We start from the raw sequence: 16,324 nt of genomic DNA, 5'->3' as shown, positions 1-16,324 counted from the left end.
CCCGTCAGGCGCGAGAAGGGGGCTGCCGGTCCGCTAGAGCAGATCTGGCGACCCCGCCAGACGTTCGCGTGTTGCCGTTCAGAGGTGCCGGTGGTGCTGCTTGAATGCTTCCGGGAGGTACGGGGACGAATGACCGACGAGCAGGTGGTCGCTCGCCACGAGCGCTACGTGCGCTTCGGCGACACCGGCAACGGCCGCATGAACGCCGTGGTGCTGCCCGACGGTGCCAAGGTGGGCAGCGTCGGCTACTCGGACGCGGGTGGCACGACCAGCGGGTCTACGAACTGGGCCGGGCGATCCTGCCCGTGCACCTGATGCGCTCCAACGACTGGCGGATCGACCTGACCGGCTGACCGGCCCCGCTCTGCCGACGGCGGGTCGTGCCCGGTCAGCCGGCGCCTACCTCAGCGCGGCGGGTCCGGTGCCGCACCCGAGGTCGAGCACGCGGGGACGTTCGGGGAGCGGAGCCGCCAACTCCAGCAGGCGGCGGCTGGTCGCCTCCGCTCCCGGGCCCTGACGGGACAGGCCGCCGAGCGGGCGGCCGGCACCTGACGTGCCGGGCCCCCGTCCATCGATGTGGACGAGGGCTCGGTGCATGGCAGATGGAGACGTGCTTTGTCAGCGCCGCGCCTGGTTGCGGCAACGGTCAGGAGAGCGCAGCCGTCACCAGCTCGACGACCTTTTGCTCTACCATGGGGCTCCACTTCTGGAGCGCGTACGACACCGGCCACATGTCCCCGTCATCGAGGTTGGCGGTTTCCTGGAAGCCCAGGGTCGAGTATCGGTAGTTGAACTTGCCCGAATCCTGGAAGAAGAGAATGATCTTGCCGTCCGCGTTCGCGTATGCGGGCATCCCGTACCAGGTCTTTGCCAACAGCTCCGGGGCGGTAGCGGTCACCGTCGCATGTACGCGTTCGGCGAGCGCACGGTCCTCCGGCGCCATCTGCGCGATCCGGTCGAGGACCGCCTCAAGTCCTTCGGCTTTTTTGGCGCCCTTCTTGCCCTCGGCGCGCAGCTCGGCGGCGCGCTCCTTCATCGCGGCACGCTCCTCGGCGCTGAAGCCGTCGGACTCGTTCGTGGGACTCTTCGCGGGCATATCCAGGCTGCCTTTCGACCCTCAAGGCTCGGCGTGGTGCCGGCCATCTGAAAGGAAGGCTAGGGCCGACCAGCCCTCTGGCGCTTCTCGAATCCTGATCGAACCGGCGGCCAGCCGAGGTGCTCGCGGCGCTCCTCGCTCCGAACGTCCTGGTCATCAGGCATCTGGACGTGGGCGGTCACGAGAGCCAACGTCCGGTGGGAGGAGTCAGTGTCCGACCTGGCGCTCGTGCTGGTGACGGTGGGCTTGACCGAGCAGGTACCGCTGTTCGACCTGGTCGTTGGTCAGGCTGGCTGCTTCCCGGTACAGCACTGCCGCGCCGGTCGTGTCGCCGGTCATCTGGAGTAGGTGAGCACGGACGGCGCGTCCGCGTTGCCGGGTCAGTGGTTCCTGGTCCAGGCGGTAGCGGCGGTTGCGGTCGTCGAGCAGCGCCAGCCCTCGGTCCGGCCCGTGGGCTTTGGCGACCGCGACGACCCGGCTCAGCCGTACCGGGGCGGTCGGTTGGAGCCGTTGCAGCCACAGGTGCAGTGCCGCGATCTGTGGCCAGTCCGTCTGCTCCGGCGACCCGGCCGGCCCCGCACCTGACGGAGGTGTTGTAGGCCAGACACCGAAGGCCGCCGCGTAGCGGATGGTTCCGCAGGTGACCTTCCAGCCGGTTCGAGGACTCTGAGTGAGCGGCCGAGGCGCGGTATCGCGTCCGCGGTCAGGGCGTGGCCTTCCGGTAGAGACGGATCAGTCGGGCGAGATGCGTCCCGGCCAGCCGTAGCGGTGTCTCGCTTTGAGAGACCTGGGCAGCCAGCTCGGCTCCCTCCAGTGTGCTGATCACCGTGTGGGCCAGGTCCCGAGCGTCGGCGTGGGCGAAGCCCGCCGCACGAAGCTTCGCATCCACCAGGCCCCGCCAGCGCGCGAAGGCCTCGGCGGCGGCATGCTGGATCTCGGGCGCCCGGGTGGCCGTGCCGAGCGCGGTGGCGGTGACCGGGCAGCCGTCGACCCAGTCCGAGCGGCGCAGGTCCTGGCCGAGGGTGCGGGCGCACGCCTCGATCGCCTCGGCCGGATCGTCCGCGCCGGCCAGCATTCGGGTCAGAAACTCGGCGAACTCCCGGTCACCGTGCCGGATCGCCTCGACCGCCAGCTCCTGCTTGCCGCCGGGAAAGAAGTGGTAGACCGACCCGAGGGTAGCCCCTGCCTCCTTGGAGATCTGTTTGATCCCGGTGCCGTCGTAGCCCTGCCGTTGCATCAGCCGGGAGGTGGTGCGACTACCGGGGCGACGACCCGGGCTTGGCCGCGCTCTACTACCAGCTCAACATGGACATGTTCTGGACCAGCATGCTGAGCTGGCTACACGCCCTCGCGGTTGCCCGGGCCAACGGCATCACCGCCGAGGAACTGCTGCCCTACGCCACATCCGCGCTCGATCTACGGTACTTCCTGGAGTTCTACACCGACCGAATCGACGCTGCCGAACACCCCGGCGACGTCGACCGGCTCGCCATGGGGGTGGCCAGCATCGAGCACGTCGTGCACACCACGCGGGACTCCGGGATCGACCCCGCACTGCCGCAGGCCGTGCTGGAGATCTTCCGGCGCGGCGAGGCAGCGGGGCGCGGTGGAGACAGCTTCACCAGCCTGGTCGACATCTTCGCCGCCAGGCCCTGACGCTTTCGAGCGCCGACAGCGGGCTGCCTGAACTGCCGTCTGGGCCCGTGCGACTGCGGGTCCGGATGGTTCACGTCGATGCCATTCTCTGTTCTCTGCATCGATGATCACAAGGTCCTAGCGTGAGACGCCCTGACACTGCTCCGGAAGGCAGTACGTGAGCACATCTCTCTCGCTGCGGCGAGGTGCTCGCCAAGAACACCACGGCCATCTATGTCGAGGGTCGGGTGACCGGGCTGGACTACACGAGCTTCTGCGCGGCCGGTGGCGACAGCGGCGGCTCGGTCTTCCACGGCGACGCAGCGCTCGGCCTCGTCTCCGGCGGGATCCCGGAGGACTGCCGCACGTACGTGCAGCCACTCAACGAGGGCCTCGCCTGGTACGGCGTCGAAGTGCACTGACCACCCTGTGAACCAGGCGTCCTCACGACGGGTGGGACGCCTGGTTCACGGTTTGCCTGGTGCGTGCGGCGCCGTCCGGTGCCGGCGGGCGACGCCGGGTGGCGGGGCGCACGCCACTTGCGCCAGATGGCGCTATCCCAGCCACCCGACACCCGACCATGCCGCAAACGACGTCGATCCCGCCCGCGACGCCCCACCCTGCGTCGCCTCGACAGGGCGAGGACGGCTCAGGCGCCGCAGTAGAGGAGACGGTTCGGCGTGCCGGCGACGACTCCGCCGACTGCGCCGGCCGTCGCCCGGCTGGTCAGATAGCTGGCGACCTGGGCCGGGGCCCAGGTCGGATTCGCCGAGAGGGCGAGCGCGGCGCATCCGGCGACGTGCGCGGCGGCCATCGAGCTGCCGCTGATGGTGGTGACCGCGGCGTCGCCGGTGTGCCAGGTGGACGAGATGTTCGCCCCCGGGGCGTAGATGTCCAGACAGCTGCCGTAGTTGCCGCTCGGCATCCGGCCGTCGGACGACGTGGTGCCCGCGACGGTGAGCGCAGCCGGCACCCGCGCCGGCGAGTAGTTGCAGGCGCTGCCACCCGAGCTGCCCGCCGCCACCGCATAGGTGATGCCCGAGGAGATCGAACGGGTCACCGCGGCGTCCAGGGCCGAACTGGCCGCGCCACCGAGCGCCAGGAGCGCCACCGCCGGCCGGACACCGTTCCCGGTGACCCAGTCCACCCCGGCGATCACCGTCGCGTAGCTGCCGCTGCCGGAGCAGTTGAGCACCCGTACCGGATGGAGCCGGACCTCCTTGGCGACCCCGTACCGGGTTCCTCCGACGGTCCCCGCGAGGTGCGTGCCGTGGCCGTTGCAGTCGTCGGCCGGCAGCGCGCCGTCGACCAGGTCGGCTCCGCCCCCCGCGCGGCCACCGAAGTCGGTGTGTGTGCTCCGGATACCGGTGTCGATGATGTAGGCGTGCACGTTGTGCGCGGTGTTCGGATAGGCGTACCGGCCGTCCAGCGGAAGGCTGCGCTGGTCGATCCGGTCCAGCCCCCAGGAGGGCGGGTTGAGTTGCACGCCGGAACCGATGAGGGGTGTCGTCCGGTTCTGCTCGACGAACGCCACCGCCGGGTCGGCGGCGAGGCGGCGGGCTGCCTGCTCCGGCATGCGAACCTCGAACCCGGTTACGGTGTGGCGATAGACGCTGCCGACGGTCCCGCCGTGACGGACCCGCAGCCGGTCCACCACCCGGGCGACCTCGGCGGGGGCGCTCACCCCGGGCGTCGGGCGCACCAGCTCGTCACGGAGCACGACGATGAAACTGCCCGGCACGGCATCGGCGCTGCCGGCGTGGCGGATCGTCCCCACGGCGGCGGACGCGTTGCCCGCCGGGGCCAGCGCGGCGGTCAGGGCGACCAACGGGGCGAGCGCGAGCAGCCGGCTCCCGAGACGTGTTTTGGTCATCTGTTTCTCCTCGTGGGAAAGGGGCCGGCCCCGGGGCGGAGACGCCTCGGGGCCGGTGCGACGACGGGTTGTCAGAACGTGGGGGCGAGGTAGAGCAGCCGGTTCGGCGAGCCGCTGCCCGGGTTGGTGATCACGTTGGGCGTGGCCTGGCTGACCAGGTACGAGTGGACCTGGGCGGGCGTCCAGCTCGGGTTGACGCTGAGCACCCGGGCGGCCGCGCCCGCGACGTGCGGTGCGGCCATCGAGGTGCCGCTGATGGACGAGGTGGCGGTGTCGCTGGTGGACCAGGCCGACAGAATGCCCACGCCGGGGGCGAACATGTCCGTGCAGCTACCCCAGTTGGAGAACGAGGCCCGCGCGTCGTTGCTCTGCGACGCGTTGACCGTGAGCGCCGCCGGGACCGAGGCAGGTGAGAAGTTGCAGGCGTTGGCGTTCGAGTTGCCGGAGGCCACGGCGTAGGTGACCCCGTCGTTGATCGAGTTCTGGACGGCGGCGTTGAGGGAGGAGTTGTAGCTGCCGCCGAGGCTCATGTTCGCCACCGCCGGCTGGCCCGCCTGGTGGTTGGAGGTCACCCAGTTGATACCGGCGATGACCCCTGCCAGGGTGCCACTGCCGGAGCAGTTGAGAACCCGGACGGCCACCAGCCGGACGTCCTTGGCGACACCGTAGGTGTTGCCGCCCACGGTGCCCGCGACGTGGGTGCCGTGACCGTTGCAGTCGGCGGCCGGCAGCGCGCCGTCGACCGCGTCGTAGCCGTCCACGGCCTGGCCGGCGAAGTCGACGTGGCTGGTCCGGATGCCGGTGTCGATGATGTACGCGGTGACGCCGGTGCCGCTGCTGTTGTAGGTGTACGTGCGGCTGAGCGGGAGGTTCCGCTGGTCGATGCGGTCGAGCCCCCATGGCGGGTTGGTCTGGGTAGCCGTCATCGAGATGGTGTGGTTCTGCTCGACGTAGTCGACGGCCGGGTGCGCGGCGAGGCGCCTGGCGGCACGCTCCGACAGCTGCACCTCGAAGCCGTTGAGCGCGTCGCCGTAGACCTGCCCCACAGCGCCACCGAACCGGGCGGCGAGGGATCTGGCGGTGCTGCTGACTGCGGCCTGCCGGGTGCCGGCGCGGCCGCCGACGCTGCTGTCCTTGAGTGCCACGATGTAGCTGTCGGCTACGGCCGTCGCGCCACCGGCGCTGCGGATCTCGGCGGTCGCCGAGGCTGCCGTTGCCGGGTTCCCGACCATGGCGGTGACCATGGCGGCGCTGGCGAGAACGCCGACGGCGGCGAAGGTGCGCCGGTGAGTGCGGGGGAGTGTCATCTCCCGGTCCTCCTACTGTGGGGCCTCCCGAACGAGGGGTGCTCATTTCCGGGGGCGGCCTGACTATAGGAGGACGGTAGCGGCCGCAGTCATGGTCATGTATGTAGTGGCTGTTCATGATCTGAGGATGATATTGATGAACGTTGCCGTGAATGGCTTGCGTGCGAAGGATTTCCAGCTTCCTCGGTGCTCATCACGGCGAAGCGCGGCCGCACCCGGCCTCGGCCGCGGGGCGGCTGCCGCGCTGGCGGGGGTCGTACCGCGTCGAGCGGCTCACCGTCGCGCCCGGCGTGCTCGGTCGCCGTCGCGGCACCCCGACGTTCCGGGCTGACCGGGCGTGCTGCCCGTAGCGGCCGTCCACGATCGAACCCAACGATCCAGGACGCCCGCGACCACTAGGGGCCTCCGTGTCCCGCCCTCGCCGCGCCGGCGACCTCCGGTGCCGGAGTGCCTGTCACCGGCCGGACCCGGAGCATGGCTCAGCGGTGCTCCTGGTGGAACCGTCCTGCCGTGCTCGACCGTCCGGGGCGAGGGAATCCGGTGACGAACTACATCGGTAGGGCGTCAGTTACCTGCAGCTGTGCGCCGTACGCGCACACGGTGGCCCCGATGTGCAGGTTGCCGTGCACCTCCACCCAGGCGCCGGGGCGGACGACGGCCGGGTCTCCGCCGAGGAGGGCGTAGCTGCCCCAGTCGGTGCGAAGGACCTTACAGCTCAGGCTCACCTGCTGGACCATGCCCCGGAGGGCGATTCCCGTGGTGGTGGCGGCCGATCGATCCGAGCTGACGGGCGTTGGGGCGGCCGCGGCCGCGGGCTGCCCGAGCAGGACGCCGAGGACTGCCGCGACGCCGAGGGCGGCGCCGGCCGGGACGCAGAAAAACCTACGCATCTGCATGTATCGCAATGCTACCCCCCTGTCACGATGGGTCAAGGGTCTCTCGACGGCCCTCTCTCGACGGCCCTCGTCGTCCACAATGGAGTTCGAGTGCGGGAGGGTAGGCGCTGCCGACGCCTAGTGCAAGCACCTGTCGGTCGAGTCACACATGCGTGTTGATTCGATCACCGGGTGTCACGATGATGCCAGAGATCGAGAGGTGGCCATGTCCCGGCTCCGGGGCTCAGGTAGGCCGCCATCGAACGGGGAGGAACATGTCCATCAGTGCAAGAGTGACCCGCGCCCTGCTGGCGGTGGCCCTGACGGGATCACTCGTCGTCGGGACTCCGTCCGCCAGCTCGTCCGCGGTCACGGACTCGGCCGATCGCCCGCCCTCCGACAACCACGTCACACTCATCACCGGTGACCGGCTCACCATCGCCGACGACGGCCAGGTCGTCGTCGAGCACGACCCGGACCGCAGCGGCGTAAGGTTCACCAACTACCGCCGGGACGGGCACACGTACGTCCTCCCGTCCGACGCGCTGCCCGCGTTGACCGCCGGCGAGCTGGACCACGAGCTGTTCAACGTGACCGCGCTGCTCGCCGCCGGCCAGGGCACCAACGGCGGTGGTCTCCCGATCATCGTGACCTACGCCTCGACCGGCGAGGCCGCCACCCGTGGCTACCTCGCCGCCGGTGGCGCCACCGTGGGCCGGGAGTTGTCCAGCGTGGACAGCCTCGCCGTGCGAACCGACCACGACACCGCATCCGACCTGTGGCGCGAGCTGACCACCGCCGCGCCCCAGGGGCGGGTGCTGCGCTCCGCGGTGGACCGGGTGTGGCTGGACCGGCTGCGAAAGACGACGCTCGACGCCAGTGTCCCGCAGGTGGGCGCGCCCGCCGCCTGGGCGGCCGGCTTCGACGGCACCGGCGCGACGGTGGCTGTCCTGGACACCGGCATCGACGCCACCCATCCCGACCTGACCGGCGCCGTCGCCGCCGCCCAGAACTTCACCACCGAACCCGACGCCCGCGACCTCAACGGACACGGCACCCACGTGGCCTCGACCATCGCGGGCACCGGCGCGGCGTCGCAGGGCGCGAACCGGGGCGTCGCGTCGGGAGCCACCCTGCTCAACGGCAAGGTCTGCGACGCCTCCGGCTACTGCCCCGACTCGGCCATAATCGCCGGAATGGAGTGGGCGGTGGCCCAGGGCGCCGACGTCGTCAACCTGAGCGTCGGCGGCCCCGACCGGCCTGGCGTCGACCCGCTGGAGCAGGCGGTGAACGAGTTGACCGCCAGCAGCGGCACGCTCTTCGTCATCGCGGCCGGCAACAACGGCGCGGACGAGTCGGTCGGCTCGCCGGGCAGCGCGGACGCGGCGCTGACGGTGGGAGCCGTCGACGGCTCGAACAACCTGGCGAACTTCTCCAGCCGGGGCCCCCGGCCGGAGGACGCGGCACTGAAGCCGGACATCACCGCGCCCGGCGTCGACATCACCGCGGCCCGTAGCTCCACCGCTCCGATCGGCACGCCGGGCGCGCCGTACATCGACAACAGCGGCACGTCGATGGCAACACCGCATGTGGCGGGCGCTGCGGCGATCCTCGCGCAGCGCCATCCGACCTGGTCGCCGACGCAGATCAAGGCGGCCCTGATGGGCTCGGCCGTGCGCCACCCGACGCTGGGGGCCTTCGCGCAGGGAGCCGGGCGACTCGACGTCGCGCGGAGCGTCCAGCAACTGGTGGTCGCCGACCCGCCCAGCCTGAGCCTCGGCCGGCAGCAGTGGCCACACGGCGACGACCCGGTGCTCACCAGGACGGTCACCTATCGCAACCACGGCACCAGCCCGCTGACCCTGAACCTCGCGCTGACCACCTCGGGGCCGGGCGGCGGCGCGGCTCCGGCCGGCATGTTCGCCCTCAGCGCCAGCTCGGTGCAGGTGCCCGCCGGTGGCCAGGCGTCGGTACAACTCACCACGGACACCAGGGTCACCGCCTCGGACGGATACTACACCGGCCACCTCACCGCCACCGGCCCGAGCGTGCTGGTCAGCACGCCGTTCGCGGTGGACCGGGCGGGGGAGGCGTACGACCTGACGCTGCAGCACCTCGACCGCGTGGGCAACCCCACCGCGTCGTACTTCGGCCTCGTCCAGAGCGCCGACGGCAGCAGATTCTGGATCGTGGGCGGCCCCGGGCCGGTCACCGTGCCGCGCCTGCCCGCCGGCACGTACCTGGTGACCAGCGCGGTGTACGGTGGCGGCCCGGCCGGACCGGAGACGACGGTGCTTGCCGCGCCACGGGTGGAGATGAACCAGGCGCGCAGCCTGGTCATGGACGCCAGGCTGGCACAGCCGGTCAGCGTCGCCGTGCCGGACCCGCAGGCCAACGTGGTGGTGACCGAGGTTGGCGTGCAGATGAACGGCAGCGGGGAGAGCGCCCACTTCACCCAGCGCGTCGGCTCTGGGACGACCTACATCGGGCAGCTCGGTAGCCAGTTCGTGTGGGGATTCTTCTCCAAGGTCGGCTTCACCCTGGCCCGGCCCGGTCCGGGCGGCGGCTCGTTCAACTCGCCCAGGGTCTACCACCTGGCGTGGTTCACCGACCAGCGTCTGCCGACCGGCTTCAACCGCACGGTGGCCACTGGCGACCTGGCCACCGTGGAAACCCACTACGCCGGGCACATTCCCGGGACGGTGGGGACCAAGGCCGCGTACGCGCACCCCGGCGGCACGCTGTTCGGCACCCAGGTCGGCCACGTGGCCGGCGTCGGGTTGTCGTTCAACCTCCCGTCCTCGCGCACCGAGGTGTACAACACCGACGGCGGCATCCGGTGGCACTCGGCCTTCCTGGAGGCGACCTACTATCTCGGGCCGGGTATCAACTACCTCAACTCGGGCGTGAAGACGTACGTCGGCGGCACCACCTCGCAGGAGACCTGGAACAGGCCGGTGTACGGTCCGGCCTTCACCTCGTCGATCTACAACGACAACTGGGTCACCCGCACCGGCGACGTCATCACCGCCAGCGTGCCGTTGTTCGGCGACGGCGACGGTCACGCGGGCCTGCCGGATCCGGCGACGACCAACGGGACGCTGGTGCTCAAGCGCAACGGCGTCACCATCGGTGAGCTGGCCTACCCGGCGTACGAATGGAGACGGTTCACCGTGCCGGCCGGCCACGCCACGTACCGGCTGGAAGCGACGGTGGAGCGGGGGGCGCCGGTGACACTGTCGACCAAGGTGAGCGCGGCCTGGACGTTCATCTCGGACACGGTGTCCCCGACGGCGAAGCTGCGGCTGCCGTTGTGGGCGGTGACGTTCAGTCCGAGCCTCGACGCCCAGAGCACCGCGCCGGCGGGCGGCACCTTCGTCATCCCGCTCAGGGCGTCCGCGCAGCCGGGGGCGGCGACCAGCAGCCTGCGCAGTCTGACCGTCGACTACTCGGTCAACGACGGCGCAACCTGGCAGAGTGCCACGGTGTCCGCCACGAACGGCGTCGGCACGGCCAGCGTGACGCACCCGAACACCACCGGGTTCGTGTCACTGCGAGCCCGCGCCGAGGACTGGGCCGGCAACATCGTGGAGCAGACCGTGACGCGGGCCTACCGCATCGCGCCCGCCTGACCGGCGTCCGACCGGCGCCCTCCGCCCCGCCCCGCCGCCAGCGGGCGCGGGGCGGAGGGCCAGGTGCCACCTGTTGGTCGCACGAGCCCGACCGAATCCGCAGCGGATGTCAGGTGTTGGCGGGTGGCGGCTGGTCTACCGGGGCCGTTTCGCGGCCCGGCTCTGGGTGCCATCCGAGTTCGACCGACCGGCGGCAGGTGTCTGGGTCGTCGCCGCAACTGGTGAACAGGGCGGTGAGCATGGGCGCGCCGTGGTCGAGTGCCTGGCGTGGTAGAGGGCCGGTGGACACCAGTGACACCAGTCCGTGGCCGATCGCCCAGCTCTGGGTGGCCAGGGCCAGGGAGTCGACGTCGCGGCGGAAGCGTCCGATGGCCTTGGCCCGGTCGATGTCGCGTACCAGGCAGTGCAGGGTCTCGTCGGCCGCTGCGGGATCTCCCAGTTCGAAACCGGCGTCGAACATGACCCGGTAGAGGTCGGGATTGGCCAGGGCGTTGGACAGGTACGCGGCCCCCAGCGCGGCGAGGTCCCGGACCGGGTCTGCCGTCTGCGGGGCCGCCTTGAGCTTGGCGGCCAGCCGGGTGAATCCCTCCTGACGCGTCGCCTGCCACAAGCCGTCCATCCCGCCGAAGTACGTGTAGACGGCCATGGTCGACACGCCGGTGCCGGCGACGATCGCGCGCAGGGTGACTGGTTCGCGGGTTCGCAGCATCTGCGCGGCCCGCTCGATCAGCAGGGTGCGGACCACCGGGTCTTTCGTTCGGACCATCGCGTCACAATACATAGCGATGCTATGTTCAGGCAGTCGATCCTATGTCCCCGTCGTGAGGAGTGCTTCGTGGCCGTGGAACTGGTCAACCCGGACGGACTGCCGAAACCCGAGGTGTACCGGCAGTTGTCGATCGCCACCGGATCGAGGCTGGTGTTCCTGGCCGGGCAGGTGGCTCGTGATGCCGAGGGGAATCCAGTCGGCGAAGGGGATCTGGCGGCCCAGGTCGAGCAGGCGTACCTCAACATCGCCACCGCCCTGGCCGGAATCGGCGGCTCGTTCGACGATGTGGCGAAGCTGACCATCTACGTCGTCGACTGGACCGCTGACAAGATGCCGTTGCTGGGTGAAGGCGTGGCCAGGGCGGCCGCGAAGCTGGGTGTCGACCCGGTCAAGCCGATCACCCTGCTGGGCGTCGCCGCGCTGGGCGAGCCCGACCTGCTGGTCGAGGTGGAGGCCACCGCCGTCATCGATTGACCACCTGCGCCCACCCCGTGGCCCGGCGCCGAGGGTGAGGTTCCGGTCGGAGGCGACCAGGGTCATACCGGCGAGGGCGAACGCGGGGATGATCCGCTGGAGCGGGGCGGGCTGGGCTGCCTTCTGGCGCTGGCGCTGGGATGCGGCAGGATGGCTGGCGTGACCCGTGCGCCTCGTCCCGCCCTGGCGACACTCGAGGCGGTGCTGGAGCGGCTGACCTATGTCAACGAGGAGACCGGCTACACCGTCGCCCGTGTCGCCACCGACCGCAGCGCCGACCTGTTGACGGTGGTGGGTGCGCTGCTGGGCGCGCAGCCGGGGGAGAGCCTGCGGCTGCATGGGCGCTGGTCGTCGCATCCGAAGCACGGTCGGCAGTTCGAGGTCGACTCCTACACCACCGTGTTGCCGGCCACGATCCAGGGCATCCAGCGTTACCTCGGCTCCGGACTGGTGAAGGGCATCGGGCCGGTGTTCGCCGAACGGATCGTGGCGCACTTCGGGCTGGACACCCTGCGAATCATCGAGGAGGAGCCGGCGCGGCTGGTCGAGGTGCCGGGGCTGGGTCCGAAACGCACCGCGAAGATCACCGCCGCGTGGGAGGAGCAGAAGGCCATCAAGGAGGTGATGGTCTTCCTCCAGGGCGTCGGCGTCTCGACCTCCCTGGCGGTGCGGATCTACAAGCAGTACGGCGACGCGTCCACCGAGGTGGTGACGAAGGAGCCGTACCGGCTGGCCGCCGACGTGTGGGGCATCGGATTCAAGACCGCCGACACCATCGCCCGGTCGGTGGGGATTCCGCACGACAGCCCGCAACGGGTCATGGCCGGACTGCAGTACACCCTGTCCGAGGCCACCGACAGCGGCCACTGTTACCTGCCCGAAGCCGAGCTGGTCGCCGACGCGACGAAGATCCTCGACGTGCCCGGCGACCTCGTCGGCCGTTGCCTGGACGATTTGGTCGCCGACGAGGGCGTCGTCCGCGAAACCCTGCCCGGCAGCGGCGGGGAGCCGGTGCAGGCGGTGTACCTGGTGCCGTTGCACCGCGCCGAGCAGTCCCTCGCTTCCTCACTGACGCGGCTGCTGCACGACCGCGCCGACCGGCTGCCCCACTTCACGAACGTCGACTGGGACAAGGCCCTGACCTGGCTGAGGGCGCGCACCGGCAACGACCTGGCCCCCGAGCAGGAGCAGGCGGTCCGGCTCGCGCTGACCTCGAAGGTCGCGGTGCTCACGGGCGGGCCGGGTTGCGGCAAGAGCTTCACCGTCCGCTCGATCGTCGAACTCGCCGCCGCCAAGAAAGCCAAGGTCACTCTCGTCGCCCCGACCGGACGCGCCGCCAAACGGCTGTCCGAGCTGACCGGGCATCCCGCCGCCACCGTGCATCGGCTGCTGCAACTACGGCCCGGCGGGGACGCCTCCTACGACCGGGACAACCCCCTCGACGTCGACCTGCTCGTCGTCGACGAGGCCTCCATGCTCGACCTCATCCTGGCCAACAAACTCGTCAAGGCCGTCCCACCCGGCGCGCACCTGCTGCTCGTCGGCGACGTCGACCAACTCCCCTCCGTCGGCGCCGGGGAAGTCCTGCGGGACCTGCTGGCCGCCCCCACGATCCCCCGGGTCCGGCTTACCCAGATCTTCCGCCAGGCCGCCCAGTCCGGCGTGGTCGCCAACGCCCACCGCATCAACGCCGGCCGCCCACCCCTTCTCCAGGGCCTGCCGGACTTCTTCCTGTTCGCCAGCGACGACACCGACGCCACCGCCGCCCTCACCGTCGACGTCGCCTGCACCCGCATCCCCACCAAGTTCGGGCTCGACCCGCGCCGGGACGTGCAGGTCCTCGCCCCCATGCACCGCGGCCCCGCCGGCGCCGGCGCCCTGAACACGCTGCTCCAGCAGAAGCTCACCCCGCACCGGGAAGGGCAGCCCGAGCGGCGCATGGGCGGGCGGGTGTTCCGCGTCGGCGACAAGGTCACCCAGATCCGCAACAACTACGACAAGGGCCAAGCCGGCGTCTTCAACGGCACCCTCGGCATCGTCACCCACCTCTCGACCGAAGAGCAGATCCTGACGGTCCGCACCGACGAAGACGAGACCATCGACTACGACTTCGACGAACTCGACGAGCTCGCCCACGCCTACGCCATGACCATCCACCGCTCGCAGGGCTCCGAATACCCCGCCGTCGTCATCCCCCTGACCACCAGCGCCTGGATGATGCTGCAACGCAACCTGCTCTACACCGCCGTCACCCGCGCCAAACAACTCGTGGTCCTCGTCGGCTCCCGCCGCGCCCTCGCCGCCGCCGTACGCACCGTCGGCGCCGGCCGCCGCCACACCGCCCTTGACCATCGGCTCACCGCCGGCCGGTAGACACGCCCAGCAGTCCCGCGCGAAGCGCGGTCGACGCTCCGCGCTGAGCCGGCGCAGCCCGTACCGGACGCGTTCGAGGCGGTGGCCGGCCGGAAGGAATACCGGCACTCGCAGACCGCGTGGCGCCGCCGGTGCGGGCTGGACGCGCTGGAGCACCGGAAGAGTTCCCGCGCAGTGCCGGTGCCTGTTCCTGGTGATTCACTGATGTCGATGTTGTGCTTTGAAACGCTCCAAGCGGATGGTCGCCGAGACGATGAGTCACGGGAGGTAATGGTGGCCCGCGTACTGCTATGTGATCCCCGGGCGCTGCCCCGGATCGGCCTGCGGGCCGTGCTCGACCGAAACCCCACGATCGAGGTGGTGGGCGAAGCCGAGACCGGCGAGGAGGCGGCCCGGACAGCCGAGCGCCTCCGACCCGACGTGGTGCTCGCCGATGCCGCGATCTCCCGGGTCGGCGGTATGACGTTGGCCCGACGGCTGCTCGGCGAGGGCGCGGCCAGCCCCGAGCGGAAGGGCGCGGCACCGCTGGCCTGGCGTCCGGCCGTCGTACTGATGATCGACGACCTTGACGACGAGGCACTCGACGCCCTGCGGGCCGGTGCGTCCGGCATCCTGTTGCGCTCCTGCGGCGCGGACGAGGTGGTGAACGCGATTCGAGCGACCATGGCGGGGGAGGGGTTCCTCGCCCAGCGGATCGTCCGGCCGGTGATCGATCGCATCTCCGGCCGCGACCCGGGCCGTGTCGGGGCCGCGGCGGCCACCCTGACCCGGCGCGAGCAGGAGGTGCTCTGCCTGGTCGCGGAGGGATTGTCCAACGGGGAGATCGGGCAGCGGCTCTTCGTTGGCGAACCGACCGTGAAGTACCACGTCTCCCAGCTGCTGCGGAAGCTGCATCTGCGTGACCGGCTACAGGCGGCCGCGTTCGCCTACCGAAATGGTTTGGTGCGATGGTGACCGGCGGGCGCGTGCCCGTCAGCCCCGCACCCGGCGTCGCCGCGCGACGCCAGCACCTGCGCGTCGACGGCCCGCGGCTGCTTGCCCGGATCGAGCGCCTGCGAGCGGTCGGCGCCACACCGGCGGGCGGGGTGAGCCGGTTGGCGTTCACCCCGGACGACACGCGGGGCCGGGAACTGGTCGCCTCGTACCTGCGGGCGGCCGGGATGGGCGTAGAGGTGGACCCGGCCGGCAACCTGATCGGACGCCGGCTCGGTGCCCGACCCGACCGGCCGTGGCTGGTCCTGGGGTCGCATCTCGACACGGTTCCGGACGGCGGTCCGTTGGACGGAGCGTACGGCGTGCTCGCCGCGGTCGAGGTGGCGCACGTCCTCGCCGAACACGGGGTCGAGATGGGCTTTCCCGTCGCGGTGATCGGGTTCATGAACGAGGAGGGCGCGTTCGGCACGCCGGGCATGTGGGGCTCGCACGCGTTCGCGGGCCAGTTCGACCGGACCTGGCTGTCCGGCGTCGACAGCCGGGGCGAGCCGGTGCGCGACCTGCTGCGGGCGGCCGGAGGCGACCCGGGTCGCGTGCCGCGCGCCGCGTGGCCGGACGGCAGTGTGGGTGCGTACCTGGAACTGCACATCGAGCAGGGCCCAGTGCTGGAAACTGAGGGGTACCCGATCGGCGTGGTCACCGCCATCACTGGTCGCGTGACCATCGACGTGACCGTGCGCGGCCAGGCCAACCACGCCGGCACGACGCCCATCGCGTTGCGCCGGGACGCCCTGGTCGCGGCCGCCCAGTTCGTGCTGGCGGTGCGCGACATCGCCGGCGAGGACGGCATCGTGCGGGTCGCCACCGTGGGATGCTGTACGGTCGAGCCGGACGCCTGGAACGTGGTACCCGGGTTGGTGCGGCTGCGCGCCGACCTGCGCGACGTCGCCGAGGAGTCTCTCGACGCCGCCGTCGAGGCGCTGCGCCGCGTCGCTGAGAAGATCGGGGCGGAGACCGGCACCGTCGTGGAGCTGGCGCCGTCCCAGGTGGTCCAACCGATGGCGTGTGACGGACGACTGCGTCGGCTGATCAGCGCGGCCAGCGACGCGCTTGGGCTGCCATACCACCACCTGCCCAGCGGGGCGGGACACGACGCGCAGATTGTCGGACGGTTGGCGCCGATGGCCATGATCTTCGTACCGAGCCAGGGCGGACGCAGCCACGTCGCGACCGAGAGCACCGCGCCGGAAGACATCGTGGCCGGCGCGAACGTGCTGCTGCACACGGTCCTGGGCTATGACCCGGAGGTCATGCGCGGGCACCAGTAGGCCGGCACGGGAAAGCATCCTACTCGACA

15 protein-coding genes are annotated in these 16,324 nt (G+C 70.9%); 8 read left to right on the top strand and 7 right to left on the bottom strand.

Annotated elements, in window-relative coordinates; all coding sequences use genetic code 11:
• The first annotated feature begins 93 nt into the window (after positions 1–93).
• Positions 94–315, top strand: coding sequence for a hypothetical protein (locus E1193_RS03925; protein ID WP_132180337.1), 222 nt, complete (start codon positions 94–96; stop codon positions 313–315).
• Between the two features lie 331 nt (positions 316–646).
• On the opposite strand, the gene E1193_RS03915 is transcribed toward E1193_RS03925, so the two are convergent.
• The 3 genes from E1193_RS03915 to E1193_RS03905 form a co-directional block, all read right to left on the bottom strand.
• A complete protein-coding gene (locus E1193_RS03915; protein ID WP_132180333.1) occupies positions 647–1,096 on the bottom strand; it encodes a hypothetical protein in 450 nt (149 codons plus the stop codon).
• Between the two features lie 207 nt (positions 1,097–1,303).
• Positions 1,304–1,435, bottom strand: a complete 132-nt coding sequence (locus tag E1193_RS33655; protein ID WP_279433292.1) for a hypothetical protein — start codon at positions 1,433–1,435, stop codon at positions 1,304–1,306.
• A gap of 364 nt (positions 1,436–1,799) precedes the next feature.
• Complete coding sequence (locus E1193_RS03905; RefSeq protein WP_132180331.1) at positions 1,800–2,333, bottom strand: TetR/AcrR family transcriptional regulator; 534 nt, start codon at positions 2,331–2,333, stop codon at positions 1,800–1,802.
• Positions 2,334–2,374: 41 nt separating this feature from the next.
• On the opposite strand from E1193_RS03905, the gene E1193_RS03900 reads away from it, so the two are divergent.
• Both E1193_RS03900 and E1193_RS03895 read left to right on the top strand, forming a co-directional pair.
• Positions 2,375–2,752 (top strand): hypothetical protein, encoded by a 378-nt coding sequence (locus tag E1193_RS03900; RefSeq protein ID WP_207922546.1) that lies wholly within the window; start codon positions 2,375–2,377, stop codon positions 2,750–2,752.
• A 185-nt stretch (positions 2,753–2,937) separates the two neighbouring features.
• Positions 2,938–3,153 carry a hypothetical protein gene (locus E1193_RS03895; protein ID WP_132180329.1) on the top strand — a complete coding sequence of 72 codons (216 nt, stop codon included), beginning with the start codon at positions 2,938–2,940 and terminating at the stop codon, positions 3,151–3,153.
• Positions 3,154–3,380: 227 nt separating this feature from the next.
• Here the strand turns inward: E1193_RS03895 and E1193_RS03890 are convergent, their stop codons facing one another.
• From E1193_RS03890 to E1193_RS03880, 3 genes are all read right to left on the bottom strand, one after another.
• Entirely contained in the window at positions 3,381–4,604 is a 1,224-nt protein-coding gene (locus E1193_RS03890) for a S8 family peptidase (RefSeq protein ID WP_132180327.1), read from the bottom strand.
• 71 nt (positions 4,605–4,675) lie between these two features.
• Complete coding sequence (locus E1193_RS03885) at positions 4,676–5,911, bottom strand: S8 family peptidase (protein WP_132180325.1); 1,236 nt, start codon at positions 5,909–5,911, stop codon at positions 4,676–4,678.
• A 548-nt stretch (positions 5,912–6,459) separates the two neighbouring features.
• The gene (locus E1193_RS03880) at positions 6,460–6,807 is read right to left on the bottom strand and encodes a hypothetical protein (protein ID WP_132180323.1); all 348 of its coding nucleotides are present in this window, start codon (positions 6,805–6,807) and stop codon (positions 6,460–6,462) included.
• Between the two features lie 254 nt (positions 6,808–7,061).
• On the opposite strand from E1193_RS03880, the gene E1193_RS03875 reads away from it, so the two are divergent.
• Positions 7,062–10,418, top strand: a complete 3,357-nt coding sequence (locus E1193_RS03875; RefSeq protein WP_132180321.1) for a S8 family serine peptidase — start codon at positions 7,062–7,064, stop codon at positions 10,416–10,418.
• A gap of 109 nt (positions 10,419–10,527) precedes the next feature.
• Here E1193_RS03875 and E1193_RS03870 read toward each other — a convergent pair whose 3' ends face one another.
• Positions 10,528–11,184: a TetR/AcrR family transcriptional regulator gene (locus E1193_RS03870; RefSeq protein ID WP_132180319.1), complete on the bottom strand. Its 657-nt coding sequence runs from the start codon at positions 11,182–11,184 to the stop codon at positions 10,528–10,530.
• 69 nt (positions 11,185–11,253) lie between these two features.
• On the opposite strand from E1193_RS03870, the gene E1193_RS03865 reads away from it, so the two are divergent.
• The 4 genes from E1193_RS03865 to E1193_RS03850 all read left to right on the top strand — a co-directional run bounded on the left by E1193_RS03865 (position 11,254) and on the right by E1193_RS03850 (position 16,295).
• The gene (locus E1193_RS03865) at positions 11,254–11,661 is read left to right on the top strand and encodes a RidA family protein (protein ID WP_132180317.1); all 408 of its coding nucleotides are present in this window, start codon (positions 11,254–11,256) and stop codon (positions 11,659–11,661) included.
• A gap of 150 nt (positions 11,662–11,811) precedes the next feature.
• Complete coding sequence (locus E1193_RS03860; protein ID WP_132180315.1) at positions 11,812–14,034, top strand: ATP-dependent RecD-like DNA helicase; 2,223 nt, start codon at positions 11,812–11,814, stop codon at positions 14,032–14,034.
• Positions 14,035–14,307: 273 nt separating this feature from the next.
• Positions 14,308–14,988 carry a response regulator transcription factor gene (locus E1193_RS03855; protein WP_243707269.1) on the top strand — a complete coding sequence of 227 codons (681 nt, stop codon included), beginning with the start codon at positions 14,308–14,310 and terminating at the stop codon, positions 14,986–14,988.
• Positions 14,985–16,295, top strand: coding sequence for a Zn-dependent hydrolase (locus tag E1193_RS03850; protein ID WP_165945625.1), 1,311 nt, complete (start codon positions 14,985–14,987; stop codon positions 16,293–16,295). The genes E1193_RS03855 and E1193_RS03850 overlap by 4 nt, the downstream gene beginning before the upstream one ends.
• Positions 16,296–16,324 lie beyond the last annotated feature (29 nt).

Origin of the sequence: Micromonospora sp. KC606 (assembly GCF_004348675.1) — a bacterium.
In the GTDB taxonomy this organism is placed as follows: Bacteria; Actinomycetota; Actinomycetes; order Mycobacteriales; family Micromonosporaceae; genus Micromonospora.
The sequence above is the reverse complement of the archived record's forward strand: the minus strand, read 5'-3'. Positions and strand labels throughout refer to the sequence as shown.